This is a genomic window from Flavisolibacter ginsengisoli DSM 18119 (genome assembly GCF_900129295.1).
Classification (GTDB): Bacteria; Bacteroidota; Bacteroidia; order Chitinophagales; family Chitinophagaceae; genus Flavisolibacter; species Flavisolibacter ginsengisoli.
Genome location: NZ_FQUU01000003.1, coordinates 131,140 through 157,484 on the forward strand (window position 1 = coordinate 131,140; position 26,345 = coordinate 157,484).

Annotated in this window: 21 protein-coding genes; 7 read left to right on the plus strand and 14 right to left on the minus strand. The window is 41.6% G+C overall.

Going from position 1 to position 26,345, the window contains the following annotated elements; genetic code table 11:
• Positions 1-75 precede the first annotated feature (75 nt).
• Complete coding sequence (locus tag BUA53_RS04475) at positions 76-1,287, plus strand: CehA/McbA family metallohydrolase domain-containing protein (protein WP_217652928.1); 1,212 nt, start codon at positions 76-78, stop codon at positions 1,285-1,287.
• Positions 1,288-1,344: 57 nt separating this feature from the next.
• On the opposite strand, the gene BUA53_RS04480 is transcribed toward BUA53_RS04475, so the two are convergent.
• The 4 genes from BUA53_RS04480 to BUA53_RS04495 form a co-directional block, all read right to left on the minus strand.
• Positions 1,345-1,647 (minus strand): hypothetical protein, encoded by a 303-nt coding sequence (locus BUA53_RS04480; RefSeq protein WP_072834058.1) that lies wholly within the window; start codon positions 1,645-1,647, stop codon positions 1,345-1,347.
• A 78-nt stretch (positions 1,648-1,725) separates the two neighbouring features.
• On the minus strand, positions 1,726-3,054 hold the full coding sequence (locus BUA53_RS04485) for a DEAD/DEAH box helicase (RefSeq protein WP_072834059.1): 1,329 nt from the start codon (positions 3,052-3,054) through the stop codon (positions 1,726-1,728).
• A gap of 107 nt (positions 3,055-3,161) precedes the next feature.
• Positions 3,162-3,563 carry a hypothetical protein gene (locus BUA53_RS04490; protein ID WP_072834060.1) on the minus strand — a complete coding sequence of 134 codons (402 nt, stop codon included), beginning with the start codon at positions 3,561-3,563 and terminating at the stop codon, positions 3,162-3,164.
• 139 nt (positions 3,564-3,702) lie between these two features.
• Positions 3,703-5,742 (minus strand): M13 family metallopeptidase, encoded by a 2,040-nt coding sequence (locus BUA53_RS04495; RefSeq protein ID WP_072834061.1) that lies wholly within the window; start codon positions 5,740-5,742, stop codon positions 3,703-3,705.
• A gap of 192 nt (positions 5,743-5,934) precedes the next feature.
• On the opposite strand from BUA53_RS04495, the gene BUA53_RS04500 reads away from it, so the two are divergent.
• Entirely contained in the window at positions 5,935-7,224 is a 1,290-nt protein-coding gene (locus tag BUA53_RS04500) for a D-alanyl-D-alanine carboxypeptidase/D-alanyl-D-alanine-endopeptidase (RefSeq protein ID WP_072834062.1), read from the plus strand.
• A 95-nt stretch (positions 7,225-7,319) separates the two neighbouring features.
• On the opposite strand, the gene mutL is transcribed toward BUA53_RS04500, so the two are convergent.
• Entirely contained in the window at positions 7,320-9,188 is a 1,869-nt protein-coding gene (mutL, locus tag BUA53_RS04505) for a DNA mismatch repair endonuclease MutL (RefSeq protein ID WP_072834063.1), read from the minus strand.
• A 230-nt stretch (positions 9,189-9,418) separates the two neighbouring features.
• On the opposite strand from mutL, the gene BUA53_RS04510 reads away from it, so the two are divergent.
• Both BUA53_RS04510 and BUA53_RS04515 read left to right on the plus strand, forming a co-directional pair.
• A complete protein-coding gene (locus BUA53_RS04510) occupies positions 9,419-10,018 on the plus strand; it encodes a hypothetical protein (RefSeq protein WP_072834064.1) in 600 nt (199 codons plus the stop codon).
• A gap of 152 nt (positions 10,019-10,170) precedes the next feature.
• Positions 10,171-13,086 (plus strand): serine hydrolase domain-containing protein, encoded by a 2,916-nt coding sequence (locus tag BUA53_RS04515; protein ID WP_072834065.1) that lies wholly within the window; start codon positions 10,171-10,173, stop codon positions 13,084-13,086.
• Here BUA53_RS04515 and BUA53_RS04520 read toward each other — a convergent pair.
• From BUA53_RS04520 to radA, 6 genes are all read right to left on the minus strand, one after another.
• Positions 13,083-14,477: a PSP1 domain-containing protein gene (locus BUA53_RS04520; protein ID WP_175546014.1), complete on the minus strand. Its 1,395-nt coding sequence runs from the start codon at positions 14,475-14,477 to the stop codon at positions 13,083-13,085. The genes BUA53_RS04515 and BUA53_RS04520 overlap by 4 nt on opposite strands.
• 319 nt (positions 14,478-14,796) lie before the next feature.
• Entirely contained in the window at positions 14,797-16,023 is a 1,227-nt protein-coding gene (locus BUA53_RS04530; protein ID WP_072834067.1) for a DNA polymerase III subunit, read from the minus strand.
• 98 nt (positions 16,024-16,121) lie between these two features.
• Positions 16,122-16,640, minus strand: coding sequence for a glutathione peroxidase (locus BUA53_RS04535; RefSeq protein ID WP_072834068.1), 519 nt, complete (start codon positions 16,638-16,640; stop codon positions 16,122-16,124).
• A 120-nt stretch (positions 16,641-16,760) separates the two neighbouring features.
• On the minus strand, positions 16,761-18,155 hold the full coding sequence (locus BUA53_RS04540; RefSeq protein WP_072834069.1) for a choice-of-anchor Q domain-containing protein: 1,395 nt from the start codon (positions 18,153-18,155) through the stop codon (positions 16,761-16,763).
• A 16-nt stretch (positions 18,156-18,171) separates the two neighbouring features.
• On the minus strand, positions 18,172-18,894 hold the full coding sequence (locus BUA53_RS04545) for a ComF family protein (protein WP_084079824.1): 723 nt from the start codon (positions 18,892-18,894) through the stop codon (positions 18,172-18,174).
• Positions 18,895-18,947: 53 nt separating this feature from the next.
• Positions 18,948-20,324, minus strand: coding sequence for a DNA repair protein RadA (radA, locus tag BUA53_RS04550; RefSeq protein WP_072834070.1), 1,377 nt, complete (start codon positions 20,322-20,324; stop codon positions 18,948-18,950).
• 430 nt (positions 20,325-20,754) lie between these two features.
• Between radA and BUA53_RS04555 the strand changes: the two genes are divergently transcribed.
• Entirely contained in the window at positions 20,755-21,447 is a 693-nt protein-coding gene (locus BUA53_RS04555; protein ID WP_175546015.1) for a zinc metallopeptidase, read from the plus strand.
• A gap of 48 nt (positions 21,448-21,495) precedes the next feature.
• On the opposite strand, the gene BUA53_RS04560 is transcribed toward BUA53_RS04555, so the two are convergent.
• The 3 genes from BUA53_RS04560 to BUA53_RS04570 all read right to left on the minus strand — a co-directional run bounded on the left by BUA53_RS04560 (position 21,496) and on the right by BUA53_RS04570 (position 24,534).
• Positions 21,496-23,046 (minus strand): Rne/Rng family ribonuclease, encoded by a 1,551-nt coding sequence (locus BUA53_RS04560; RefSeq protein ID WP_072834071.1) that lies wholly within the window; start codon positions 23,044-23,046, stop codon positions 21,496-21,498.
• Between the two features lie 313 nt (positions 23,047-23,359).
• The gene (locus BUA53_RS04565) at positions 23,360-24,208 is read right to left on the minus strand and encodes a tetratricopeptide repeat protein (RefSeq protein WP_072834072.1); all 849 of its coding nucleotides are present in this window, start codon (positions 24,206-24,208) and stop codon (positions 23,360-23,362) included.
• Between the two features lie 35 nt (positions 24,209-24,243).
• Positions 24,244-24,534 carry an HU family DNA-binding protein gene (locus BUA53_RS04570; protein ID WP_072834073.1) on the minus strand — a complete coding sequence of 97 codons (291 nt, stop codon included), beginning with the start codon at positions 24,532-24,534 and terminating at the stop codon, positions 24,244-24,246.
• A gap of 117 nt (positions 24,535-24,651) precedes the next feature.
• On the opposite strand from BUA53_RS04570, the gene mutY reads away from it, so the two are divergent.
• Both mutY and BUA53_RS04580 read left to right on the plus strand, forming a co-directional pair.
• Entirely contained in the window at positions 24,652-25,740 is a 1,089-nt protein-coding gene (mutY, locus tag BUA53_RS04575) for an A/G-specific adenine glycosylase (RefSeq protein WP_245793010.1), read from the plus strand.
• A 90-nt stretch (positions 25,741-25,830) separates the two neighbouring features.
• A complete protein-coding gene (locus BUA53_RS04580; protein WP_072834074.1) occupies positions 25,831-26,265 on the plus strand; it encodes a single-stranded DNA-binding protein in 435 nt (144 codons plus the stop codon).
• The last annotated feature ends 80 nt before the right edge of the window (positions 26,266-26,345 follow it).

Below are 26,345 nucleotides of genomic sequence, written 5' to 3' on the forward strand. Positions count from 1 at the left end.
GTTAGGTTACCTCATTGCTGTATTCATTATTATTTATATTTTCTTATAAGAACGATTTAATTTGCCTACCTATTTATGATGACTATTCGCGGTTTCTTATTCATTCTTTTCTTACAGTTTTCATTGCTGGCTGTAAATGCTCAGAAAGTTGCAGCTAAATGGTACAAAGGCAATACCCACACCCATTCATTGTGGAGTGATGGGGATGATTTTCCTGAGATGATCATGGATTACTATAAATCGCATGGTTATGATTTTATCGCCCTTTCCGATCATAATATACTAGCAACAGGCGATAACTGGGTGGAGATACCGACACATCCTTTTCGGCAGCACCGCTACAAGGAATACCTGGAAAAGTACGGAAAGGATTGGGTGGTTTCTAAAACTGATAGTGCAGGGAAGATAAGAGTCAGGCTGAAGACCTTAGAGGAATACAGGCCTTTGTTTGAGGAGAAGGGAAAGTTCCTGGTGATGCAGGCAGAGGAGATTACCGATTCCTATAAAGGCAAACCGCTGCACATGGGTGCTGTGAACGTGAAGGAACTGATAAAACCCCAGGGCGGTAACAGCGTGACTGAAGTGATGCAACACAACCTGGATGCTGTGTATGCACAGCGGTCAAAAACAGGCCAGCCCATGTTTCCTCATATCAATCACCCCAACTTTGGCTGGGCCATTAAGATCGAGGATATGTTTCCTCTGAAAGGAGAGCGTTTTTTTGAAGTATATAACGGGCACCCGCATGTGCATAATTATGGCGATTCAACTGTTATGGGGATGGAAGAATTATGGGACAGGTTGCTGATCCGTTTCATCCATGATGGCAAACCCCTGGTTTTTGGCCTAGCAACAGATGATTCACATAATTATCTTGAGCAAAGGGTTGGCATGAGTAACCCGGGCAGGGGATGGATCAGGGTAAAGGCACATGAATTGACGCCTGCCGCACTGATCGGTGCTATGGAGAAAGGTGATTTTTATGCAAGTACCGGCGTGGAACTTAAAGATGTACAATTTAAAAATGGAACATTAAAGGTATACGTCTCGGCAAGGCCTGGTGAAACTTACACTATCCAGTTTTGGGGTGCAGAAAGATCTGGCACAACCGGCAAAATATTAAAAGAGGTGAAAGGCAGCAATGCCAGTTATACACTGGGAAAAAATATATTGTATGTGCGGGCGAAGATCATTTCCAGCAAACTGCAGGAAAATCCTTTTGAAAACGGTGACCTCGAAAGAGCATGGACACAACCTGTGACTGTAACATCTACATCATACTGGTAAATTATGTAATGCAGACAGTATTCAATTTTCCAGGTTCAAAAAGCCTGCAAATACTTATCAGTGTATCAGGTTAAAAGAAAATAATAAAGTGGTAAGGAATAACAGGATGATACCAGATATAAACAGGTAATCAGCTATATTTTCATATCGGCCTGATTTGCTAATACTGCCGCGAATAGCTAAAAAAGACAGGAAACAACTTGCCATAAATAATATGATAGCCCCGGTGGTCAATTCATCTATTATTGTCTTATGAGATATATTGAACAGTTTTAAAGAAGTAAGCACTACAAAACAAAGGCCTAGTAAGTTAGAAGAAGCGTTAAGAATATGGGTTGATTTATCATTGCGGCTATCCATGCAATGTATTTTTAAACCTTACAATTATTATAAGTTGTATCCCCAGCAAAAGCCTTTCGATCCAGTATTTCATTGGTATCACCTGGCCACATCAATTCTTATCTTTTTGTTCTTCATCCTCTGTTCTTTGATCATTTGAAGGGTATGGCTGGCTTTTACCTTACGCACGGCTGCAAAAGAGAAGAAATCCTTGACTTCTATCAGGCCGAGGTCTTCTTTCTTCAACTCTCCTTTATTCGTTAAGAAACCAACGATATCAACTTTGTTTACTTTATCTTTTTTACCAGCGCCAATAAATAATGTGGTCCATTTTGGCTTTTCCGGAACGGTAAGATCTTCTGGTAATTTGATTTTCTCTATTGGTGCTGTTATGTATGCCGGCAGTTTTTCTTCATCGTTCAATATAAGAATGGCGGTGCCGCTGGCATCCATGCGCGCTGTGCGTCCATTGCGGTGTGTAAAGATCTCGGGCGTGGAAGGCAGGTGGTAATGTATAATGTAACGGATGTTAGGTATGTCCAGTCCCCTTGCAGCCAGGTCAGTAGTTACCAGGAAGTTTACCGTGCCATTACGAAAGCGGGCCAATGCAATCTCCCTGTCGCGTTGCTCCATAGCACCGTGGTAAAAGGTATTCAATATCCCTTTATCAGCCAGCAGTTGAGATGTCCGTTCCACTGCTTCCCTGTGGTTGCAAAAGATAATAGAGGACCGGTTGCCCAGGTAACAGATCAATTTAAAAAGGGTATCTATTTTATCTTTTTCCGGAGAATGAATGGATTGAATGGCAAGTGCCGGGGTGGTAACACCCCCTTCCGGAAGAAAGTTTAATTCATCAGCTTCTGCAGCGCCTATAAACGCAGGTATTTCTACTGCGGCCGTGGCTGAAGTCAGTATCCGTTTATTGATGGAAGGGAGTGACTGCACGATGAAAGATATTTCTTCAAGAAATCCCAGTTCCAGTGATTTGTCAAATTCATCAAGCACCAGTGTATGTATGCTATCGGCGGTGATATTGCCCCTGCGCAGGTGGTCGGCAATGCGTCCTGGTGTGCCTATTAGCACAGCAGGCGGTTGTACCAGGTTGTTTTCTTCAATCTCTCTTTTGTGTCCGCCATAACAGCAGGAAGATTTAAATCCTGTGCCCATAGATTTGAAAACCTGCTCTATCTGCAGGGCCAGTTCCCTGGAGGGCACCACGATCATGGCAGCAGTTTTTTTGTCTTCATGCTTTAAGGATCTTAGTACAGGCAACAGGAAGGCCAGTGTTTTTCCGGAACCTGTGGCAGAAAGGATAATGACATTGTCATGTTTTGCAGTAGCTTCCAGTGAAGCCTGCTGCATTTCATTTAGAGAATCTATATTCAGGTTGGAAAGAATGGTATCAACCGAAAAATGGCTATGGTGCATGCGCAAAGGTACAAATTGAAGGCTGGTGATGTTGTTAAGGTGCTTTAGCTTAACATTTGCCGCCTGGTACTATTACCTCTATAGGGTTGCATTATGATTAAAGTGTATTAGATACTTATCATAAGTTCTTCTCCTGTTAAGGCGTAATAGAGGTTTTGCAACTGGTGAACGTGGAATATATTGTTACTGACTGGCAGCCCATTGACCATGGCCCTGGCAAAGCATTCCTTGTTGTTTTTAATATAGGCCAGGATCTCATTTTTGTTGTTGCCTATAACAGGCAGCTGTAATTTAAATTCCCTGGCCTGGGGGCTAAGCGGGTAATCTTTATTCTCTAGGAAACCTGCGCTTTCCAAGACTGTCGTTTTCAGAACAATGGGAAACAGGTCTTTATCCTGCCCTTTGGCTACCAGTTCGAAATGCTGGAAAGAGCAACGGGTGGTTGTGATGCGGGTATGTACTTTTTGCATGATATAGTTTCCCAGTCTCAATTCATTGGCATCGATCATTTGGTAAAAGTAGAGCCCGGGGTTCAATAATCTGCTTAGATGCTAAATCTTATCTTACAACGGATGTATTATCTATACCTTAAAATAATAACAAAGCCCCGCAACTGCGGGGCTTGAAGTCACTGAATTCTTGAAAATTTTACCAGATATGGATCCTTTTTTCAGGAGCTCTATACATTTTGTCTCCGGGCTGTACATTGAAAGCCTGGTACCAGGCATCCATATTTACCAGGGGACCATTGGCACGGTGCATACCAGGTGAATGGGGATCGGTAAGGATCAATTGTGCCTGTGTTTCAGGTAATGCATTGTTACGCCAAACCTGTGCCCAGTTTAAAAAGAAACGCTGTGTAGGCGTAAATCCATCAATGGTCTTTCCTTTTTTATACTGATCGGTATTCATGAAGGCTGCATAAGCCATATTGAGTCCACCAAGGTCTGCCAGGTTCTCTCCAAGTGTCAATTTACCATTCACATGGATCGTATCCAGGACGGTATAACCATTGTATTGATCAACTACCAATGCAGTTCTTTCCTTGAACTTTTCGGCATCTACTTTAGACCACCAGTTCTTCAAATTGCCATCAGCTGCAAACTGGCTTCCCTGGTCATCAAAACCATGCGTCATTTCATGGCCAATAACAGCACCAATGCCACCATAGTTCACCGCATCATCAGCTCCAAAATCAAAGAAAGGATACTGAAGGATACCGGCAGGAAAAACGATCTCGTTATTGGAAGGATTGTAATATGCATTGATGGTTGGAGGGGTCATGCTCCAGCGTGTTTTATCCACCGGTTTTCCATAGCGGGTGATCATATCATTGTACATCCACTGGCTTACCCTGCGGGCATTGCCCAGGTAATCATTGCGGGCAATGGTGATCTCTTTATAATCTCTCCAGGTATCGGGGTAGGCTATCTTTTTGGTAAATGCATTGAGCTTTTCGAGGGCCTTTGTTTTTGTTTCGTCACTCATCCAGCCAAGCTGGCGAATGCGGCCGGCAAAAGTTTGTTGCAGGTTGTTCACCAGGTCGAGCATCCGTTTTTTTGCTTCCGGCTTAAAGTATTTATTCACATACAACTGTCCCAACAGATCGCCCAGGGAGCCATCTATCAAACCGCTCACTTTTTGCCAACGTGGGGTTTGCTCTTTCTGACCAGTTAGCACTTTAGTAAAAGCAAAATCTTCTTTTACAAATGCGCTGCTTAAGTAATCTGCTGAACTATTCAGCAAATGCCATTTGACATAGGTCTTCCAGTCTTCCAATGGCAATGCAGTCAAGAGTATGTCCATGCTTTTAAAGAAGGCGGGGTTGGTAACGATCATGCTGTCGGCTCCTTGTAAACCAAATTGTCCAAGCATCCAGTTCCAGTCGATAGAGGGAGTGGTGGAATTGAATTCTTTGATGCCGTACTTATTATAGGTCTTGTAAGGATCGCGCATTTCTACCCTGCTCATTTGAGCTTTAGCCAGCGCTGTTTCTATACGCAATACGGTATTGGCATCTTTTTGTGCTTTGTCATTATTCTCACCAATGAGAGAGAACATATTAGTAAGGTGCTGCTGGTAAGCATTACGGATGGTAGTGCTACGGGAGTCATTCTTTATATAATAATCCCGGTCGGGGAGTGAAGTACCTCCCTGGCCAAGGCTTGGGATATATACGTTCACGTTTTTACGGTCGGGTGTAATTCCAAATCCAAAAAGGGCACCACCGATTCCCTGCTTACGGTTTTCAGCCACTAACGACAACAGGTCATTTATAGAGTTAATCGCATCGATACGTTGAAGGTCAGCTTTGATAGGTTGAGCACCCAGGGCTTCAATAGCTGCACTGTCCATACCGCTGGTATAAAACTCGCCTATCTTCTGCATGGATGGATCTGTAGCTGCCTTAGCGGCTGCCTCAGTTAGCATGGAACGCAAACGCTTGCTGCTTTCTTCTCTAAGTTCATCAAAGCTACCCCAGCGGGTTTTAGAAGCAGGAATGGCATGGTTCTTCAGCCAGTTACCATTTGCATATAAATAAAAATTATCACCGGGCTTAACAGACAGGTCCATATTGGCCTTGTCAATGTATTTAAAAGGTTTATCCTTCTTTCCACCGGGCGGGGTAAAAGCAACCACGCCGGCTGCTGAAACGCCCAGCATCACTAGCTTGACAAAATGCTTCATTGTGTGTTTTAATTTGGGAGGGCTAATTTAGGTAAGAAGCTGTGTATGGTATTGCTAAAAAGTATGATTTGATACGGTAAAGAGAAATTTTAGGGTTTACTCTTAGTGTGTATTAAAGTGGTGGTTGTCTTGTATTATAAAATGCATAATTAAAATTCTTTAATAGGTACATTTGAAAAAACCACTGCACTGATGAAAACAAAGTTCCTTGTCCTGCTAATTGCTATATCTACGCTGGTAAGTTGTTCGCCAGCCCGCAAAATTGGACAATGGGCCAGGAGAGATGTGATCAACGATTCGGCATTAAGATCTGCTCATGTAGGAATTAGTGTGTTTGATCCTGCCACTGGCAGTTATTTGTATAATTACCAGGGGGATAAATATTTTGTGCCTGCGAGCAATACCAAGCTTCCAAGCTGTTATGCAGCCATGAAGTACCTGGGTGATAGTTTGCCTGGTCTTCGCTATGAACAGAGGGGTAATGACCTTTATATTGCCCCAACAGGAGATCCTACTTTTTTACATCCTGAATTTGCAATACAGCGGGTTTATGATGTTTTGAAAAATAAAGACCTTACCATCAGTCTTTCACTTCAATCCTGGAAAGATGAACGGTGGGGAAGTGGCTGGTCATGGAATGATTACAGCGAGAGTTATATGCCTGAAAGAAGTGCCTTGCCGATGTATGGAAATGTAGTGCGCTTTAGTGGAGGCAATAGTTTGCAGGTGGTGCCTTCGTTTTTCAAAAAAGGAGTGGTAATAAAGGATCCCGAAAGAAATACTTCATATTCTGTGAACCGCGATATTGCTTCCAACCGTTTCTTGGTAGAAGGGCAGGTGCAGGCAAAGCCTGTTGAAACGCCTTATTTCACTGACAACAGCCAACTGGCAGTTGAATTATTATCAGATACACTACACAAACAGGTATTGCTTGTAAATGAGGCATTGACACAGGGTAAGATCATATTCAGCCAGCCAACGGATTCAATGTTGAAGCCAATGATGCATAGGAGTGATAATTTCTTTGCAGAGCAATCACTAATGATGGTAAGCCAAAGGTTATTAGGAGAAATGAATGATGCCAATATCATCAACAGGTTGCTGCAAACTGATTTGAAAGACCTCCCCCAAAAGCCTCATTGGGTTGATGGATCGGGGTTAAGCAGGTACAATTTATTTACACCCCAGGATATGGTGACCATCCTGAATAAAATGCAAACGGAGTTTGGGATAGAACGAATGAAAGCGATCCTTCCTACAGGAAATGAAGGTACGTTGACCAATTACTATAAAAATGAAACAGGATATGTGTTTGCCAAGACAGGAACCTTATCTGGAGTAGTGGCTTTCAGTGGTTTTTTATTTACCAAAAAGAATAAGCTCCTGATTGTCTCTGTTCTTGTCAATAATCACCAGGCCTCTGCCACCGCCGTAAGAAGAGCTGTTGAGAAATTCGTTGAACAGCTAAGAGAAAAGAATTAAATCTTTCGGGTAATGTATCAAATGAGTAATGAATGAATTTATAAAGATCATTCAACTCCTCATTAATCCTATAAAATCCTTTCAATCCTGGTGCTCTATCTTCCAAACATCTTCTCCAACTGTTCCTTTTTAAATTCGAGGTAGGTAGGTCTGCCGGATGGTGTCACATTTGGGGTTTGGCAGGCAAAAAGGTCCTGTGCAAGGTTTTGCATTTCTTTTTCTGAAAGGGATGTTCCCGGTTTGACAGCCTGTTGCGCGGCGATAGTACGCATCAGCATTTCTCTTTTCGATAATTTGAGGTCACTGTTGAAATGCTTGTATTGTTCCAGTATTTTTTCCAGTGCGCCTTTTTCATTACCCACTTCCATATCGGCAGGTGTGCCCTGGATAACAAAAGTTGATTTACCAAAAGGTTCAATAGCATACCCCATTTGTAAAAGATCAGGCAGCAGATCAGTAAGCAATACAGCATCTGTTGGCGTCAATTCTATGGAAGCAGGAAAGAGGCTTCGCTGGGTAGCAATTTGCTTTCCTTGAAGCGCCTGGGCCAGTCGTTCATATATCACACGTTCATGTGCGGATTGCTGATGCATTAAAATGAATCCGTTGGGTGAAGGAGCCAAAATATACGTCAGTAAAAGATGGGTCAGTTTGGTATCATCAGTAAGCAGTGAGTGTTTCACCGGCAGTGCAATTCCTTGATTAGCAGCAGGGACCTGGTGTTCAAACTCTAGAAATTTTCGCCCAAGGGAAACAAACCCCGGATCCTGTTGTTCTTTTTGTTGACCTCCACTAAGGTCGCTCCAGTGCCTGAAGGAACCTCCTTCTATTTTATGTGCCTGGTTGGACTCGGTGAAGGTTTGAAAAATGGAGGAAGACATTGTAAAGGACTGCTTGTCTTCAGTAAAAGGTTTTTGTACCGATTCTAATTGTTGTATGTCAGCATTCAGGTTGAAATCAAGGGTTGGGGTGATGCTGAATTGGGCGAGGGCATGTTTCACTGCTGCCTGTACAAAAGCGTACACGATCTTTTCATCTTCGAACTTTATTTCCTGTTTTGTAGGGTGCACATTCACGTCTACTTGCGTAGGGTCCAGGTCAATGAATAGCACATACATTGGGAAGCTTTCCGAAGGAATCATTTCCTGGTAGGCATTCTGCAGGGCGTGGTTGAGGTAGGCGCTTTTGATAAAACGGTTGTTCACAAAAAAGTACTGGTCCCCACGGGTTCTTTTAGCTGTTTCCGGCTTACCTACAAAACCCTGTATGTTCAGGTAATCAGTATCTTCCTTGACAGCTACCAGTTTGGCATTGTAGTTATTGCCCAATAGTTGAACAATGCGTTGCTTTAATGTGCCCGCCTCCAGGTGAAAAAGTTGTTGTCCATTGCTGGTAAGCGAAAAGAAGACGCCGGGGAAAGCAAGTGCCACACGAATAAATTCATCGACTATATGCCTCATTTCAGAGGCATTACTTTTCAGGAAATTACGACGTGCAGGCACATTGAAAAACAGGTTTTTCATACTGATGCTTGTGCCCACAGGCGAAGCAACAGGTTGTTGTTTAAGTACCAGGCTATTTTCTATTTCAATGCAGGTCCCCAATTCATTTTCCGCTTTGCGGGTTCTGAGCTCTACCTGGGCCACTGCCGCAATGGATGCAAGCGCTTCGCCCCTGAATCCCATAGTGCGGATATGAAACAGGTCATCAATATTTTTGATTTTGGAGGTAGCGTGGCGTTCAAAGGCCATTCGGGCATCTGTTTCGCTCATGCCCATCCCATTATCTATTACCTGTATCAGGGATTTTCCCGCGTCAGCCACCAGGAGGCGAATCTCGGTAGCCCCGGCATCAACAGCGTTTTCTAATAATTCTTTAACGGCACTGGCAGGCCTTTGGATCACTTCACCTGCTGCTATCTGGTTGGCAATATTGTCGGGAAGCAGTAATATTCTATCAGCCACGGTTTCTTTCCTTAAGGTCTCAAAAATACGGTTTAGGTCTCTATGAGCTAAGAATTAATTAGGTGAATCAGCAAAAAGAGCTTTACCAACAGTATTGGTATGAATAGTAGAAGCACTAAGGGATTTTTCTTATCATTAAAAAAAAGAAATCATAATATGATAGGCATCATTTGGTAGTAAACTTACCAATCATACTTTCGTTGTACCCAATTCCTGTTTAATTAAATACTATGAAAAACCCCATTCTAATTGCACTCCTATGCCTGCTGATGCTGCCAGGTTGCAAAAAAGCTGTAGATGCTATTATAGAAAAAGGCACATCTTCTTCCACTAAAAATTCCGGGTTCATTGAATATTCTATTGCCAAGGGCGGGCAGTATTGCGATCAAAATGGCCTGAAGGCAGTGGAAACCCAGGAGATGAAATTCCTGGTTAAGTTTGACAGCACCGCTATTTACCAGACTGCCAATGCCGAAAACCAATATGATATCAATAAGCTCTATGGTTTTTCGGATAATAATGCAGATCACCACCAGTTCAGCGCCCGGTTTGGATGGAGATGGAGCAATAATGCGCTACATCTTTTTGCCTATGTATATAATAATGCCGCAGTAATTTCCCGCGAATTGGCCATTGTGGATATTGGGAAAGAGATCAGTTGTTCCATACAAGTAACATCAAGCAGCTATTTATTTTCTGTAAATGGCGTTTCTGAAAGAATGCCCCGTATGGCAACTACACCAATGGCAAAAGGCTACCAATTGTATCCTTATTTCGGTGGTGATGAAGTGGCACCGCATGACATTCATATTTGGATAAAGAACCTTTAATATCATGTGTTCAGGTTAGGAATTTATTTTTAGAAAATAGAATAACACTGGGACTTTGCATTGCCTGTAGGTGTTGTATCCTGTTGCTTTCACAAGCTTTTAAGTCTTCCGTATTTGTTTTGTTATAAATTGTGACTCCTTTTTATGTAACTATGAAGAAGATTGCAGCCCTTTCCATTTTCTCTTTTATTGTTTCTGTTTCCTTTGCCCAGTACAACAGTCAACTGCCTGCCAAAGCCTGGGTGGACAGTGTATTTAAATCATTATCAAAAGAAGAAAAGATCGCACAACTGATGGTGGTGCGGGCTCACAGTAACCTTGGACCGGAACATGTGGCCAAGGTGGTGGATGAAGTATCTAAATATAATGTAGGTGCGCTATGTTTTTTCCAGGGAGGTCCTGTACGGCAGGCGAACCTGACCAACTATTACCAGGCTATTGCCAAAACACCATTAATGATAACTATTGATGGCGAATGGGGATTGGGAATGCGGCTTGACAGTGTGATTAAATTTCCATATCAACTTACGCTCGGTGCCATTAATGATGATAAGATCGTTTACCAGATGGGACAGGCAGTTGGGGAACAGATGAAAAGGATTGGTGTCCATGTGAATTTTGCACCTGTTGTGGATGTGAATAATAACCCTGACAATCCTGTAATCGGTTACCGTTCTTTTGGAGAAGACAAGTTTAAGGTTGCCCGATTTGGTGTGGCCTATATGAAGGGAATGCAGGATGCGGGTATAATGGCCTGCGCCAAACACTTTCCAGGCCATGGTGATGTGAATGTAGATTCTCACCTGGATCTTCCGGTCATTAATAAATCAATAGAGCAATTGGATTCCCTGGAGTTATATCCATTCCGTCAATTATTTAATAATGGAGTGGGTAGTGTAATGATCGCACATCTTTCCATTCCAGCCATTGATACTACAGAACATTTGCCTACTTCTTTGTCAAGAAATAATGTTCATGAACTTTTGCAGGATAAACTGGGTTTTAAGGGCCTGTCATTTACGGATGCATTGGAGATGAAAGGAGTAAGCAAGTATTTTCCAGGAGGAGAGGCTGCCGTGCTGGCATTAATTGCCGGAAATGATATGCTTTGCCTGCCTGAAGATGTACCCGCCGCTATCGATGCCATCCAGACAGCAATCAAGCAAAAACGACTGAAGTGGAAGGATATAGATGGAAAGGTAAAGAAAGTGCTCCTGGCTAAGTATAACCTGGGACTTAACAAAGCACAAGTGGTAGATACAACAAATTTATTGGCTGATCTGAATGCAAAAACAGACAATATAAGAAAACAGGTGGCAAGAAGCAGTGTGACAGTAATGAACAATAAAACAGGCTTTTTCCCTCTGTTTCATAGAGGTAAGATCGCTTATGTAGGTATAGGAGCAGACAGCACTGATATGGGTAAACGCATGAAAGAAGAAATGCACTCAGATGTGTATTACTTAAACTATAAAGATTCAACAGACAGAACGGCTGTACTGCTAGATTCGATCCGCTCAGGGAAATACGAAAAACTTATTATAGGCATACACAATATCAATACAAGACCTGCCAAAAACTATGGCATTTCAATTTCTTCTTTAGCCTTATGGGATTCGCTGCAGTCAAATAATACTGCAACTTTTGTTTTTGGTAATGTGTATGCAGCTGCAAATTTCTGCAATGCAGCCAACCTGGTTGCCATGCACCAGGATGATGATATTACCCAGCATACAGCAGTAGATTTTTTGGAGGGAAAGATAGCTGCCAGGGGCACACTCCCGGTAACCGTTTGTGGAATTCCTTACGGATCCGGAGTTGTTATACGCCGGTTTCTGCCGGTAGGTACTTCCCCGGCCTGGCTGGCCATTGACAGTATAGTAAATGATGGCCTGGCCAAAAGAGCATATCCAGGCTGTGAGGTGCTGGCGATACAGAACGGGGAGATCAAATACCACAAGGCTTTCGGCCATATTGAATTTGACCCAAGGTCTTTACCAATAACTCTGGAAAGCATATATGACCTGGCTTCTGTTACCAAGATATCTGCTACTACAGTTTCGCTGATGAAGCTATACGAGCAGGGGAAGATCGGGCTGGATAATACATTGGGCGATTATCTTCCCTTTACCAGGGGTACTGATAAGGCAGGGCTAAAGATCCGGGAAGTATTGCTGCACCAGGCTGGGTTGAACCCATACATTTCATTTTACAATGAAACCATTGATCCCCAGACAAAGATGCCTTCGCCGGAATTCTATAGTGATAAGCGGGATAGCTTTTTTACCATTCCTGTAGCACGTAATGTTTGGTTGCGCAGGGATTGGAATGACACCATGTTGAAACGGATCGTGCAAAGCAAACTGGGACCGACGCCAAAATATGTATACAGTGATAATGATTTCATTTTATTAGGAAAGGTTGTGGAAGCAGTATCGGGAATGCCACTGGACCAGTTTGCCCAAAAGACATTTTACAATCCATTGGGAATGACGACAACTGGCTTCAAGCCATGGCAGCGTTTTGGACTGGAAAGAACTGTACCAACAGAAGAAGATAAATATTTTCGCAGGCAGTTATTGAGAGGTTATGTACATGATGAAGGAGCTGCCATGTTTGGAGGTGTTTCTGGTCATGCCGGCCTGTTTTCAAATGCTTACGATCTTTCCCTTTTATACCAGATGTTACTGAATGGTGGCGAATTGAATGGAGAACGTTATTTAAAGCCTGAAACCATTAAACTGTTCACAGCATACAGCAGTGATATCAGCAGGAGGGGATTGGGTTTTGATAAACCGGAAAAAGATAATGCAGGTCGTGCAGAGCCATATCCTTCGGTACTTGCCTCACCCTCCACTTTTGGTCATACAGGGTTTACAGGCACCTGTGTGTGGGTAGATCCTCAATCAAAGCTGGTATATATCTTTTTATCCAACAGGGTGTATAATACCCGCGATAATAATCTCCTGGGCAAGATGAATATTAGGAGTAAGATCCAGGATGCGATCTATAAAGCCCTTAAAAGCGAAGAGGCTGCAGATGCAGCCCCTTCTCAGAAAATATATTAATCCTTTTGAGGATCATTTGATTTTGGAGGATTTGGAGGTCGTCGCTGTTGCGGCGGCCTTTGTTGATTAGTACCTTTTTGTTGTTGCTGTTGTCCTGGAGGGCGTGGCTGCTGTGTTCTTTTTTGTGGCGGCCGTTGTTGCTGCTGTTGTTGTGGGGGTTTTTGCGGCTGAACAGGTTTTTGAGGTCCCTGTGCCTGTGGGCCCCTTGGCAACTGTTTATTCAATGTAGGCAAGGGGCGGTTGCCTTGTGTTCCTTTTTGTTGTTGACGCTGTTCACGTCCTTTCTGCTGCCTTTTTTTATCCGCTTTTTCAAGGCTTTTTAGGGTAATATGACCTACTACATCAACAAATTCAGGTTCCACTTCTTTAGGTTTTCCAGAAACCACTTCAACAGCTTCCAGTTCATCCGGAATAATATTCTGGTTATTTAGGGAACGTATCTTTTTGACTCTTTCGATGGTTAGGGGATATTGCTTGCTACTATCTGGCAATACGTACCACATCAGGTTTTTGAAAATATCTTTTTTGATCAGTGTTGCAGTTCCTCTTTGCACCTGGATCATGTCTGCATTTTCAGGAAATTCCTGTAAAGCATCAAGATAAGTATCCAGCTCGTAATTAAGGCAACATTTCAACCTGCCGCACTGGCCGCTTAACTTGGTTTGATTGATGGAAAGGTTCTGGTAACGGGCAGCTGTGGTATTAACAGATTTGAAATCGGTAAGCCACGTGGCACAACAAAGTTCACGGCCGCAACTTCCAATGCCACCCACTTTTCCCGCTTCCTGGCGGGAACCTATCTGGCGCATTTCCACCTTTACCCTGAATTCTGAGGCATAGATCTTAATCAGTTCACGAAAGTCAACCCGGTCATCGGCAATATAAAAGAAGGTGGCTTTTTTGCCATCAGCCTGTATTTCTACCTGGCTCATCTTCATGTTAAGGTTTAGCTGTTTGGCTATAGCCCGGCTCCTAATTAAAGCTTCTTTTTCTCTTGCCTTATTTTGCTTCCAGATATCTATATCCCTGTCGGTTGCTCGACGAAGGATCTTTTTCATTTCAGTACTAAATTCGTCTACCCCTTTTTTCTTAAGCTGCAGCCTGACAGCCTCGCCTGTAAGTGAAACTTCACCTACATCAAAGCCGCTTACCCCTTCAATTGATACAAGGTCTCCTTTTTCAAACAATTGTAAAGCGCTATTTCGGTAAAAATCTTTGCGGCTCCCCTGGTTGAAGCTGATCTCGACAACCCTGCAGGCTGTTTCAGCATCGCTGATTGGTAAATTCATTAGCCAATCATAGGTATTCATCCTGTTGCATCCACCAGTACTGCAGCCTCCATTACTTTGACAGCCACTGGGTTTGCCTGTTCCACATGTACCACATCCCATACTATTTCAATTCCTTAATTGTTAATTATAATATTGTTTATGGAGCTGGCTGTAGAATTGCTAAGGAATTTCAACATGTTAACCGATGCCCAATGGCAAACCGGATCTTACTCTTCTGCGTTCATAATATCGCTGTATTCTGAGAGCAAGCAACTACCTGAGGATGCGGAAATGTCAACATCTATCAGTGTATATATAGAAAATTCAGTAGCTAATTAAATCACTCTTCACCAGCCAAAATGCCCCGGATATATATTGAGGTCTCTCGCGAGACGTACGCAAATATAATTTTTTTATACCAGTGGCGCTACGGCGATTTTCAAACAGAAACCACCACATTGTTTTTGACGATATGAAATATCTTGATGGTAAGGGCATGAAAAAGGATCTTGGCATTGGCATTACGCTCAATGTAATAGGTGGCTTTGTCCAACTCTTCAGCCAAAGCTTCTTTTTGCTCCAGGCTCATAGCCTTATTAAGTCGGCCGGTAAAGTCTTGCTCCGCTGGGGAAAGGCCTGTTAAGATCTTTGTTTTCATATTCTCATCCGCTGCCTGTAGTCTAACTGCCTGTTCTATCTGCTGGGTGAAATGCTTTAAAAACTGTTTTTGTTTTTCGCGTCCCAGCCGGGCAATTTCTTCTATCACCTTTACCTGGATGATAGGTTGATTTTTTAAAGTAGCATTGAGCCATTCTTTTAGCAAGCTATGAAAGTCCTCATCAGCATGCTGTAATAGTTGCAGGGCTTCACGGTAATTCCCATCACTCGCACTGGCCACCAGTTTGGCAGTATCGGGGATACAATTGGATCTGCGGATAAGGGATTCTTCTATAGCAGAAGGATCCAGGGCAGGAACCTTTACAAGTTGGCACCTGGATAATATAGTGGAAAGAATACTGCTTTCGCTTTCGGCCACCAGGATAAAAAGAGTGTCCGCAGGTGGCTCCTCTATCAGCTTTAACAGCTTATTGCCTTCTTTCCCCAAATACTCGGGCATCCACATCAGCAGGATCTTATAGCCACTTTCAAAGCTTTTCAGGTTGAGTTTGCGGATAATATCATTACACTCATTTGCCGTTATGTTCCCCTGTTTGTTCTCTGCCCCGATGAATTGCAACCAGTCATAAATATTACCATAAGGATACTGCTTTATAAATTCTCTCCAATCAGCAGCAAAATCTATACTTAACGGGGGGCTGCCTGGCTTTTTGGTAACAACAGGATATGAGAAATGAATATCAGGGTGAACCAGGTTTTGTGCTTTGGAAAAAGAGGGATGCATTTGCATCCAGGCATCTGCTTCCTCCACAGTTGATGGTAACTTCACCTCAGCACCTTCTTCAAATAATGAAGTACCTTCTTGTATATTACGTGCATCATTGGCAGGCAGACTGGAAATATATTGGGCAAAAGATATGGCAAGGGCCAGGGCACCACTACCTTCCCTGCCTAGGAACAGCAAAGCATGACTCAGGCGATTATGCTGAACCATTTCAACCAACTGCTGTTTCACCTGTTGCTGCCCAATCACATCTTTAAATAACATAACACCTTATTGACTAGCCTATTGAATTAAAAAGAAAAGCTGCCTTTCGGCAGCTTCAAATATCAGGATAATATCATTAATGCTAATTCTTTCCCAGGTTAATTTAAATATTGTGTGATGTCGTCGCTCATAGGATTCACTTTATGAAAGAATACTTTTACCAGCTTTCCATTTTCATCAACCAGGAACTTTGTGAAATTCCATTTGATAGGATCTTTTTCACCTAACTTTTCAGCTTCCTTTACCAGGTATTTGAACAGTGGATGAATATCATCGCCTTTAACAGAAACTTTTTCAGCCATTGGGAAGGTGACCCCATAGTTTTTAGTGCAAAATTCTTTGATCTCTGAATTGGAGCCAGGCTCCTGTCCACCAAAATTATTTGCTGGAAATCCTATGATGACCAGTTTGTCTTTATATTTCTCGTATAACTTTTCAAGGTCAGCATATTGAGGAGTATTTCCACATTGAGAAGCAGTATTGACAATAAGGATCTTCTTGCCCTTGTATTGTGAAAAATCAATTGTACCACCGGATAAACCAGGTACTTTAAAATCATATATTGAAGTTGTGCCCATAAATAAAGTGATCAGTAAGGCTATAATCGCTGTTTTCATTGCAAATGAATTAAGATGATTAATGTTTAAAGGTAGCAAATCTCTCCTTGCCTGTTTGGGATGAAAGGTTCTACTGTCCCATTAACATGTTAAAGAATAAAAAGTTCATTTAAGGGAAACTTATTGCTTTTCATAGGCTCCCAGATCAGGGAGTCCTACAGGACGGGGTTTGCCATCAAGGTCGTTGCTGACACCCGCGTCTGACCCTTTATTTATTGCCGGTGAATTTTCTTTTAAGCGGAAGTTGTAAAGGTTGTCGCTTACACTAATGTTTTCGAACAAGGGGTCATCATGAATTACATTACCGGAAACGGTAGCATTCGAAGGAACTGATGGGCATAGAACATTTTCAAAATTTACAGTAGCATTACTACCTTGTTTATCTATTAAAATTTCATTTTTAACCAACCCTCCGCTCTGGGCCCAAAAAATACAGTTAGTAAATTGAGCATTCAGGGATTGGATAGTAAGGCTATTATTTTCTTTTAGATAATCCGTTAGGATCGCTAATGGTTCTTTATGCTGTATGAAATTATTAGAATAGGAAGCCACCGTACAATGGGTAAAATTATAAGTTCCACCGTTTACAAGAAGTATATTCTTACCACAGTTACTGATCAAAAGATTATGAGCCTTGATGCTGGTATGTATACCAAATATTCCTGCATCATAGGCATTGTCAATAATGGTTTCGTTAAGTGTTAGCTTGGTGCTGCCATTAGTTTCCACGGCAACTATTCCCTGGTAGGCATTCTTTATAATGCCATAATTGATAATGTTATTCGTGCTAGTTTCTGTAAATATGAGACCGGGAAAACTTGCCGGAAAATCACGGTAAGGCGCATCCAGACGGTCACCAGTAAATATTACGCGGGTGCTGTCATATTTATCACCATTTACCTTAAGTGTTCCGTTAACTATAAATGGCGCATTTGCATGCATGAATACCTGGCAACCTTCCAGAATGGAAAGGGTAATGCCAGTAGATACTGTTAGTTTTTCAAGAATCACATATGGGAGGTCGTTTGTCCAGGTGGTATTTGCAGTAATGTTAGTGTTCCTCAGAAAATGAGCATTGCGCCCATAGCCATCCAACTGGACCCAGGAGGTGTTTCCATTATAACTCAATTCAACACTATCCTGTACCAAAAAAGGAAGGGGTGTTGCTGAAGGGTCAATCTTTAGGGTAACAAAAACGTAGGCGCTATCTCCGGCGGCAATCTCAATATTGTTTGCTTCCGGGCCTGTAGTTCCATCAACATTGATGTGGAAAGGAGAAGCACCACCACCTGCCAGGCGAACAGAATTAAGCTTTATACCTTTATTATTAGTATTGAAGATCTTGAAAACCTGGGAAGTTGACCCTGTAGTGGTAAACACAGTATCAAAATGAAGCGTGTCTACATCCGTTCTTAAAATAGCATCCCTGTTGTTTGTAAAGCTTTCTTTTTTACATGAAAGAAAGATCAATACTAATATTGAAATAAGGGAGAGGTTTCTCAGGGAAAACTTCATATGGCATAAAAATACACTAGTGAGATGAAAAACAAAGGGTAGCTATACTTAATTGAACATTTTCTGCTTTCAATAATTCACGGGCGCAGGCCTCAAGGGTAGCCCCGGTGGTTACTACATCATCAACAAGTAACACATGCTTGCCAGAAATAACCGAGCTATCTTTTAACTCAAATTTGCCTTCCATATTTTGCCAGCGTTCAACCCGGTTCTTTTTAGTCTGGCTTTCCGTATATGTTGTACGAATAACAACCTTATCAAGGACTGGCTTTTCTAAAACCTTTGAAATGCCTTCACACAATAATTGGGATTGGTTATAACCTCTTTTTCTTTCTTTAGCCGGAAATAAGGGTAGAGGTACAAGTATATCAATATGGTTAAATCGTTCACTCAATGCATGACCTGCTAATTTACCCAAATAGATACCTAAGTCTCTTTGGTTTCTATATTTCAATTGGTGGACAAGTTGCTGCATCAAAGATTCCTTCGTAAAATAATACAGGGCTGCTGCGCCATGGATGGGTAGCCTTCCCCAAAACATTTTCTCCATCGGGTTGTCCGGATGCAGGTGAAAATTTGTTTCGGGCAAAGCAGAAAGGCACCTGAAGCATATTTCATTACCCAGGTCAATAATATCGCTGCCGCACCCTTTACAAAGATGGGGGAATGCCAGATGTAACAGTGATTCTTTGATAAGGCTTAATAAGGAGCCGGCGGTTTTAGCAAGTGATGATAACATGTCGATTCATTACAAAATACCAATATTTCACCTTCGGGCAAAGATTCTTCGCACTAAAATAAATGCCGGTATACTTCTTCAACCCTGCCCAAGGTAACAATTTCAATATTGAACCTTTGCCTGGAGAGTACTTTCTGATTGTATTTAGATACTATGATCTTTTGAAAGCCAAGTTTTTCAGCTTCGGCTATTCGTTGTTCTATCCTGTTTACAGCCCTGATCTCCCCACTTAAACCAACTTCCCCGGCAAAACAAACTTCATGAGGAATGGGAGTGTCCTCGTAAGAAGAAAGAAGGGCGCAAAGAACGGCAAGATCTATAGAGGGATCTTCCACTTTTAACCCACCTGCTATATTCAAGAATACATCCTTTACTCCAAAATGGAAACCCCCTCTTTTTTCCAATACTGCCAGGAGCAATTGTAACCTCCTTAGGTCAAAGCCAGTAACAGTCCGCTGAGGGGTACCGTACACCGATTGAGTGACTAATGCCTGCACTTCTATCAATAAGGGCCTTTGCCCTTCTATAGTAGCTGCAATGGCTATTCCGCTAAGTTGGTCTTCTTTCTGTGTGATCAGAATTTCGCTCGGATTTAAAACAGGGTTCATACCAGTTTCATTCATCTGGTAAATTCCCAACTCGGCGGTGCTTCCAAACCTGTTTTTCAATGTTCTGAGAATGCGATAAGCATAATGCCTGTCACCTTCAAATTGCAGTACAGTGTCAACCATATGTTCCAGCACTTTAGGACCTGCAATACTCCCTTCCTTTGTTATATGACCTATTAAAAAAACCGGTGTATGTGTTTCTTTTGCAAACTGCTGGAATTCTGCTGCACATTCCCGGATCTGAGATACACTGCCTGGAGAAGATTCTATAAAAGGTGATTGAAGTGTTTGTATGGAATCAACAATGATAAGGTTTGGCTTTAATTTTTTGATCTCCTGAAATATTGTCTGTGTAGATGTTTCGGTTAGTAAATAGAAGTTCTCGTTCTGCATATTGAGACGATCAGCTCTCATCTTTATCTGTTGCTCACTTTCTTCACCACTGATATATAAAGTAATGCCTTCCTGCATTTGAAGTCCCATCTGTAAAAACAAGGTGGACTTACCAATTCCTGGTTCACCTGCTACCAATACAATACTGCCGGGAACGATGCCTCCTCCCAGTACCCTGTTTAATTCTGTATCTGCAGTAATAATCCTTGGGGTATCTTTTGTGATGACAGTATTTAATAGCTGTGTTTTTTTACTGGATGTTTCAGCATGATAAGATTGCCAATCATTAGCTGTAGTTTTTTTATTGTCTTTTTGTATCAGTTCTTCAACAAAAGTATTCCATTGATTGCATGAAGGACATTTACCTAACCATTTAGCACTTTCATATCCACAATTCTGGCAGAAATATGCGGTTTTTATTTTCGACATTGAACTAAAATTACTTGATGATAAATAAAATTGAGGACTTCAATTTATCATAGTGGAAGGAAATAAAGCAGGAGAAATAAGAAGTAAAAAGGGCTGATCTTTCGATCAACCCTTTTACTTACTAACCCATTAAATTCTGACACTAAATTACAAATCTGCCCCACATTACAAAATTATTTTTTGCCCTTGTGCATAACTTTTGCATCATTTTATATAAGAGATTTTAACAACTTAGTTGATCTAAGTCATTGAAAATCAAAAGTTAATAATGTTGAGTTTTTTGTCTGTAAAGATTATGTTTGCTGCTAAACTGTCACTGTAATCCCCATTTTTCTTAGTGGTATGACAAAACGTTAGATAAGCCCGCTGAAGGGAGTTAAAAAGGAGTTTTGGTTGTAGATTTGATCATTAAGAAATAAAGATTTTACACATGACACCATCAATTTTTTTAGTTTCCTTGTTGTTTGTCGGTATCAGTATGATCGTTTCTATGATCCTGAAGAGCCGATTCGCTGCCTATAGTAAAATTCCGTTGGCTTCCAGGCTTAGCGGAAAGGAGGTTGCAGAAAAAATGCTTAGGGAAAACGGCATATATGATGTAAAAGTTACATCCGTAGATGGCTTTCTTACAGACCACTACAACCCAATCAATAAAACTATCAATCTAAGCCCTGAAGTGTATAATAATTATAGCGTGGCTTCGGCAGCCATTGCTGCCCACGAAACAGGCCATGCTGTTCAACACGCTACGGCATATGCCTGGTTGAACCTTAGAAGTAAGCTAGTTCCAGCTGTTCAGTTCAGCTCTAGTATTGTGAACTGGATTCTCCTGATAGGTATATTTATGGCTAGTTCAGGAAATCCAACCTTACTGTTGATTGGTATAGCTCTGTTTGCCATGACAGTAATCTTCTCCGTGGTAACCCTTCCTGTTGAGTTTGATGCCAGCCGCAGGGCTTTAGCCTGGCTGGAACATACCAATGTAACCAATTCCCAGGAATTTCCAAAAGCTAAGAATGCATTAACCTGGGCTGCAATGACTTATGTAGTGGCAGCATTGGCGGCCGTAGTTACGCTTGTTCAATATATTATGATCTACATGGGAAGCAGGAACAGGAATTAATTATTTTAAGTATGTAAATATAAAAGGGCCCTCAGGGCCCTTTTTCTTTTACATCTTTATTTCTTCTCCATTATGATCGAAAAACCGGAATTCAGTAAGGTGGTAGTTATTATCAGCAGTAAGGATAATATTCTGCCTGAACTTTCGCTTCCACTTGGCAGCCCTGGACCATAACCAACCCTTGGTAAGGTAAGCATAAACAATCGGGTGGACATTCAGGGTCAGGTTGCGGTGCTTGTGGGTGATGAGATAGTTTAGATTCTTTTCTATCTCATCCTCAAGGATAAGGGTGGAAGCTATTTTACCAGTTCCATTACAGGTAGGGCATACTTCCTGGGTATTGATATTCATTTCCGGCTTCATTCGTTGCCGGGTGATCTGCATAAGCCCAAACTTTGAAATAGGAAGAACAGCATGTTTAGCCCTGTCAGGGCGCATAAATTCTTCCATATACTCCACAAGCTTCTTCTTATTATCGGGAAGCTTCATATCAATGAAGTCTACAACGATAATTCCACCAATATCCCGTAACCTCAACTGCCTGGCTATTTCTTCTGCAGCTTCAAGGTTAGTTTCAAGAGCATTTTGCTCCTGGTTATTACTAACACTCTTATAACCACTATTAACATCTATAACATGAAGTGCTTCTGTGTGTTCAATGATGAGGTAGGCCCCACTGTTGAGGTTAACAGTTTTACCAAAGCTTGCTTTTACCTGCTTTGTAATGCCAAAAGTGTCAAAAATAGGTGCACCATTCTGGTGGAAAGCAACTATTTCAGCCTTTTCCGGGGCAACTCGCTGGATATAACTCTTTGCATCGGCATAGATTCCCTTATCATTGGTAACAATACGATTGAAGTCTTCATTCAGAAGGTCGCGAAGTATGCTCGTAGTCTTTGTTTGTTCACTAAGGATCTTTGTAGGAGCTACAGCACCATGAAGGTTGGTTTGTATAGTCTTCCACATATCAGTAAGCTCAGAAAGATCTTCATGCAGCTCTGCAGTATTTTTTCCTTCTGCAGCGGTACGGACGATTACTCCAAAATTCTTAGGTTTAATAGACTCAACGATTCGCTGAAGACGCTTTCTTTCCTCTGATGAATGGATCTTGCGGGAAACAGCAACAATGTCATTAAAAGGAGTTAGAACCACGAAACGGCCAGGTAGAGATATTTCACAACTCAACCTGGGTCCTTTGGCAGCAATAGGTTCTTTAAGAATCTGAACCAGGATGTTGGGCTTTCCTCCCAGCACCTCATTGATCTTTCCTGTTTTGATAATCTCGGGTTCCACCTGGAACTGGCCAAAGTCTAGGCCTTCCGGAGATTTATCATTGATAGTCTGTTGGGTAAATTTCAGCAAAGACTTTGCATAGGGGCTAAGATCTGTATAATGTAGAAAGGCGTCTTTTTCAAAGCCTACATCCACAAAAGCGGCGTTTAGGCCTGGAATAAGTTTTTTTACCTTTCCTAAATACAAATCCCCGACAGCGAAACGGGCATCCGTTTTTTCACTGTGTAGTTCAACAAGCTTTTTATCTTCTAATAGAGCAATCTCTACGCCATGGGCGGTAGAATTAATTATCAATTCCTTATTCACATTACTACAGCTTTATTTATATGCTTTATGGTAATGCTAATTGCTTGTACCGTACTGCTGCAGTAATTTCAAAACTAAATTATAGCGGGGCAAATTGATGGGAAATGCAAACGGCAATAAGGCAATCAGCTATAAAACAGATAAACCGGGAACAATAGTATTGTTCCCGGCTATGTTTAGAACCAATTATTTTCTTTTCTTATGACGGTTCTTTCTTAATCTTTTTTTACGCTTGTGCGTCGCAATTTTATGACGCTTTCTTTTTTTACCACAAGGCATACTTCGTTAATGTTTTGTATTAATTAAAATGAGTTTATTTATTAAGCTGGCTGATTCTTTTTTCAACCTCTTGTTTTAACCCGACAGCTTTTATGAATAGAAGGCTTTTGCGGTACCACTCAACAGCTGCAGTCTTGTTTCCCATCTGTTCATACGTTTCTGCTATTCTAAAAATAGCTTCGAGATTTCCAGGGTCCTGGCGGGCAACAGTTTGAAAACGCTCATTCGCTTTCTCCAGTTGGCCGGATACAAGGCTTGCTTCACCCAGGGTCATTTGTGCATGTATATTAGTGGAATCTTTATCAGCAACTTCTTTTATAAGCCTGATGCCTTCCATTGGGGTGGACAGACCTCCATATAAGTATACCGCTCCCAAGTTCACCTTAGATGAATCGTTTGCCGGATTAATTTTCAAAGAACGTTCAAACAGATCTTTTGATTGAACTGCTTCCCATTGTTTTAACTGAGGATCCTGTTCGTTTTTCAGACCTTCTAAAAACAAGCGGGCTGCAAATGTGAGGGATTTTTCTGAATTTTCCAACCTTGCTGCTTCGGCAGTGTACCAGGCGAAGGGTGCGAACACTCTTGCAGTATCTTTCCAGAAATTAGCAAGCTGGTGGAAAAGATGTAATTTTTGTGAAGCTACATCTCCCCGGGAAATGCTGTTTTCTAATTGACTTAACCTGCTTACCTGTTCATTGGTAAGGCTTTCCTTACTATGAAAAAGGATAGTATCTATTGAGAGTGTTTGGGAAGGCGCAGCAGAAGCCCGTGACGTAGCAATGCGTTTGTGCTCGCCAAAAAGTTGTTTTTGTGTAGCTGCATATAAGCCAATAACTAATAGGATAGCGATACTAAGCGTGATCCACTGAGATCTGTTCATAGAAACCCCTCATTTTTTCTAAGGGGTGGGCAAAGTTACTCCACCGTAGTGGTTTTCTTTACCTCTGCTACAAATTCTTTAGCGGGCTTAAATGCTGGAATGAAATGTTCAGGAATGTGCACAGCTACATTTTTCTTGATATTACGTCCAATTTTGGCTGCTCTCTTTTTGGTTATAAAACTGCCAAAACCACGGATGTAAATGTTTTCCCCTTTGGAAAGCGAATCCTTGATTTCCTTGAACATAGCTTCAAGTGTTACCAGTACATCCACCTTAGGAATGCCGGTTTTTTCTGAGATCTGGTTGACTAAATCTGCTTTTCTCATAGCAAAGTTTTAGGCGTAATTTGAAGCCAATATAATACAAAAATTAGTGATTGTCAACAAAATAGCAATATTCTTGAATTAATTTACGCAGATATTTTATCCCATTAAAATAAATTAGTGAAACAAGCAGAAACAGGCAGTAAGGTTGAAATGGCCGATAAGATATTTGTAAAAAAGCTGCTTTCCTGGAATAAAAAGGAAAATAGGCGAAAGATGCCATGGAAAGGCGAGAAGAATCCCTACAAAATCTGGCTGAGCGAGATCATTTTGCAGCAAACACGGGTAGAACAAGGGCTGAAATATTATGAAAACTTTATCACAGCCTTCCCGAATATCCAGGCACTGGCAAATGCCCCTGAGGAGAAGGTCTTTAAATTATGGGAAGGATTGGGTTACTATTCCAGGTGCAGGAACATTATTACAACAGCAAGGCATATATGCAAAGATCTCGGTGGCAAATTTCCCACCGATCACAACTCCTTACTTCAATTAAAGGGAATTGGACCCTATACTGCAGCAGCCATTGCTTCATTCGCCTACAATCTACCATTTTCTGTTTTAGACGGAAACGTATTCAGGATACTTTCCCGCATTTTTGATATTGAAACACCTATTGATTCCACGCATGGGAAAAAAGAGTTTTCTAAATTGGCCCAGGAAGTATTGCCTTTGAAACGTGCAGGGGAATATAACCAGGCTATTATGGACTTCGGAGCGTTAATATGCAAGCCAGTACCGGAATGCAGCCTTTGTTTTTTTAAAGAGCACTGTATGGCTTTCGCACTGGGAAAACAACTGCTACTCCCTGTAAAAGAAAAAAAGATTACCATAAAAGAAAGGTGGCTTAATTACGTGGTAGTGAAATATAACTCTGAGATTGCTGTTCACCAGAGAAAAGGACAAGATATCTGGCAACAATTATTTGAATTCTCATTAATCGAAACAAGGGAACGATATACTGCTAATCAGATTTTACAACTATTTGAAAAGGAGTTTGGCATTTCTGAGTATAAAGTACAGGACACGCAAATAGAAACCACTCAAAAATTAACCCACCAACTCATCCATTTCAGGTTCATAACTATTTCACTTCCACGAAAACAGGCGGTTCCGCATTGCAACTGGGTTCCATTGAAAAACATAAAGGAATTAGCCTTTCCCCAAAGCCTTAAGAAATTTGCTGAAACCTATTTGTATACCTTATAGGTTATTGTTGGCAGTAAAATTGATTAAATTTTTTAAATTTATGTAGGATAGCCCTTTAGACGATTTATAAACAAGATAAATAGTTATAGTATGAGAGGAGTAAATAGAGTCATGCTTATTGGCAATTTAGGCAAAGACCCGGATGTACAATTCTTGGAAGGAAATATTGGAGTAGCTAAATTTCCCCTCGCCACAACGGAAACTTTTAAGGATCGCTCTGGAAAACTGATCTCCCAAACAGAATGGCATACCGTGGTTTTATGGAGAGGATTGGCGGAATTGGCTCAAAAGTACCTGCACAAAGGCAGTCTTGTTTACATAGAAGGTCGTTTGAGGACCAGGAGTTGGGAAGATAAGGAAGGTAATCGCAAATTTGCAACAGAAGTAGTTGGCGATAACCTGATCATGCTGGATAAGCGTACTGACTCCGCCGGACACGGTCCCGCAGGGCATTCAGATGCTGGCCTGGAAGGATTTACTGGTCCTGATGCACCAATTGATGAACCAACTGATCTTTCATTCTAACAAAACGATTATTTTTACTTTTAAATACGGGGCAGGCCTTTGACCTGCCTTTGTGATTTATCTGTTCACCAAAACCTTTG

Coding starts and splice junctions, on each gene's coding strand:
- BUA53_RS04475 (WP_217652928.1), top strand. CDS start 76: ATGATGACTATTCGCGGTTTCTTATTCATTCTTTTCTTACAGTTTTCA.
- BUA53_RS04480 (WP_072834058.1), bottom strand. CDS start 1,647: ATGGATAGCCGCAATGATAAATCAACCCATATTCTTAACGCTTCTTCT.
- BUA53_RS04485 (WP_072834059.1), bottom strand. CDS start 3,054: ATGCACCATAGCCATTTTTCGGTTGATACCATTCTTTCCAACCTGAAT.
- BUA53_RS04490 (WP_072834060.1), bottom strand. CDS start 3,563: ATGATCGATGCCAATGAATTGAGACTGGGAAACTATATCATGCAAAAA.
- BUA53_RS04495 (WP_072834061.1), bottom strand. CDS start 5,742: ATGAAGCATTTTGTCAAGCTAGTGATGCTGGGCGTTTCAGCAGCCGGC.
- BUA53_RS04500 (WP_072834062.1), top strand. CDS start 5,935: ATGAAAACAAAGTTCCTTGTCCTGCTAATTGCTATATCTACGCTGGTA.
- BUA53_RS04510 (WP_072834064.1), top strand. CDS start 9,419: ATGAAAAACCCCATTCTAATTGCACTCCTATGCCTGCTGATGCTGCCA.
- BUA53_RS04515 (WP_072834065.1), top strand. CDS start 10,171: ATGAAGAAGATTGCAGCCCTTTCCATTTTCTCTTTTATTGTTTCTGTT.
- BUA53_RS04520 (WP_175546014.1), bottom strand. CDS start 14,477: ATGGGATGTGGTACATGTGGAACAGGCAAACCCAGTGGCTGTCAAAGT.
- BUA53_RS04530 (WP_072834067.1), bottom strand. CDS start 16,023: ATGTTATTTAAAGATGTGATTGGGCAGCAACAGGTGAAACAGCAGTTG.
- BUA53_RS04535 (WP_072834068.1), bottom strand. CDS start 16,640: ATGAAAACAGCGATTATAGCCTTACTGATCACTTTATTTATGGGCACA.
- BUA53_RS04540 (WP_072834069.1), bottom strand. CDS start 18,155: ATGAAGTTTTCCCTGAGAAACCTCTCCCTTATTTCAATATTAGTATTG.
- BUA53_RS04545 (WP_084079824.1), bottom strand. CDS start 18,894: ATGTTATCATCACTTGCTAAAACCGCCGGCTCCTTATTAAGCCTTATC.
- radA (WP_072834070.1), bottom strand. CDS start 20,324: ATGTCGAAAATAAAAACCGCATATTTCTGCCAGAATTGTGGATATGAA.
- BUA53_RS04555 (WP_175546015.1), top strand. CDS start 20,755: ATGACACCATCAATTTTTTTAGTTTCCTTGTTGTTTGTCGGTATCAGT.
- BUA53_RS04565 (WP_072834072.1), bottom strand. CDS start 24,208: ATGAACAGATCTCAGTGGATCACGCTTAGTATCGCTATCCTATTAGTT.
- BUA53_RS04570 (WP_072834073.1), bottom strand. CDS start 24,534: ATGAGAAAAGCAGATTTAGTCAACCAGATCTCAGAAAAAACCGGCATT.
- BUA53_RS04580 (WP_072834074.1), top strand. CDS start 25,831: ATGAGAGGAGTAAATAGAGTCATGCTTATTGGCAATTTAGGCAAAGAC.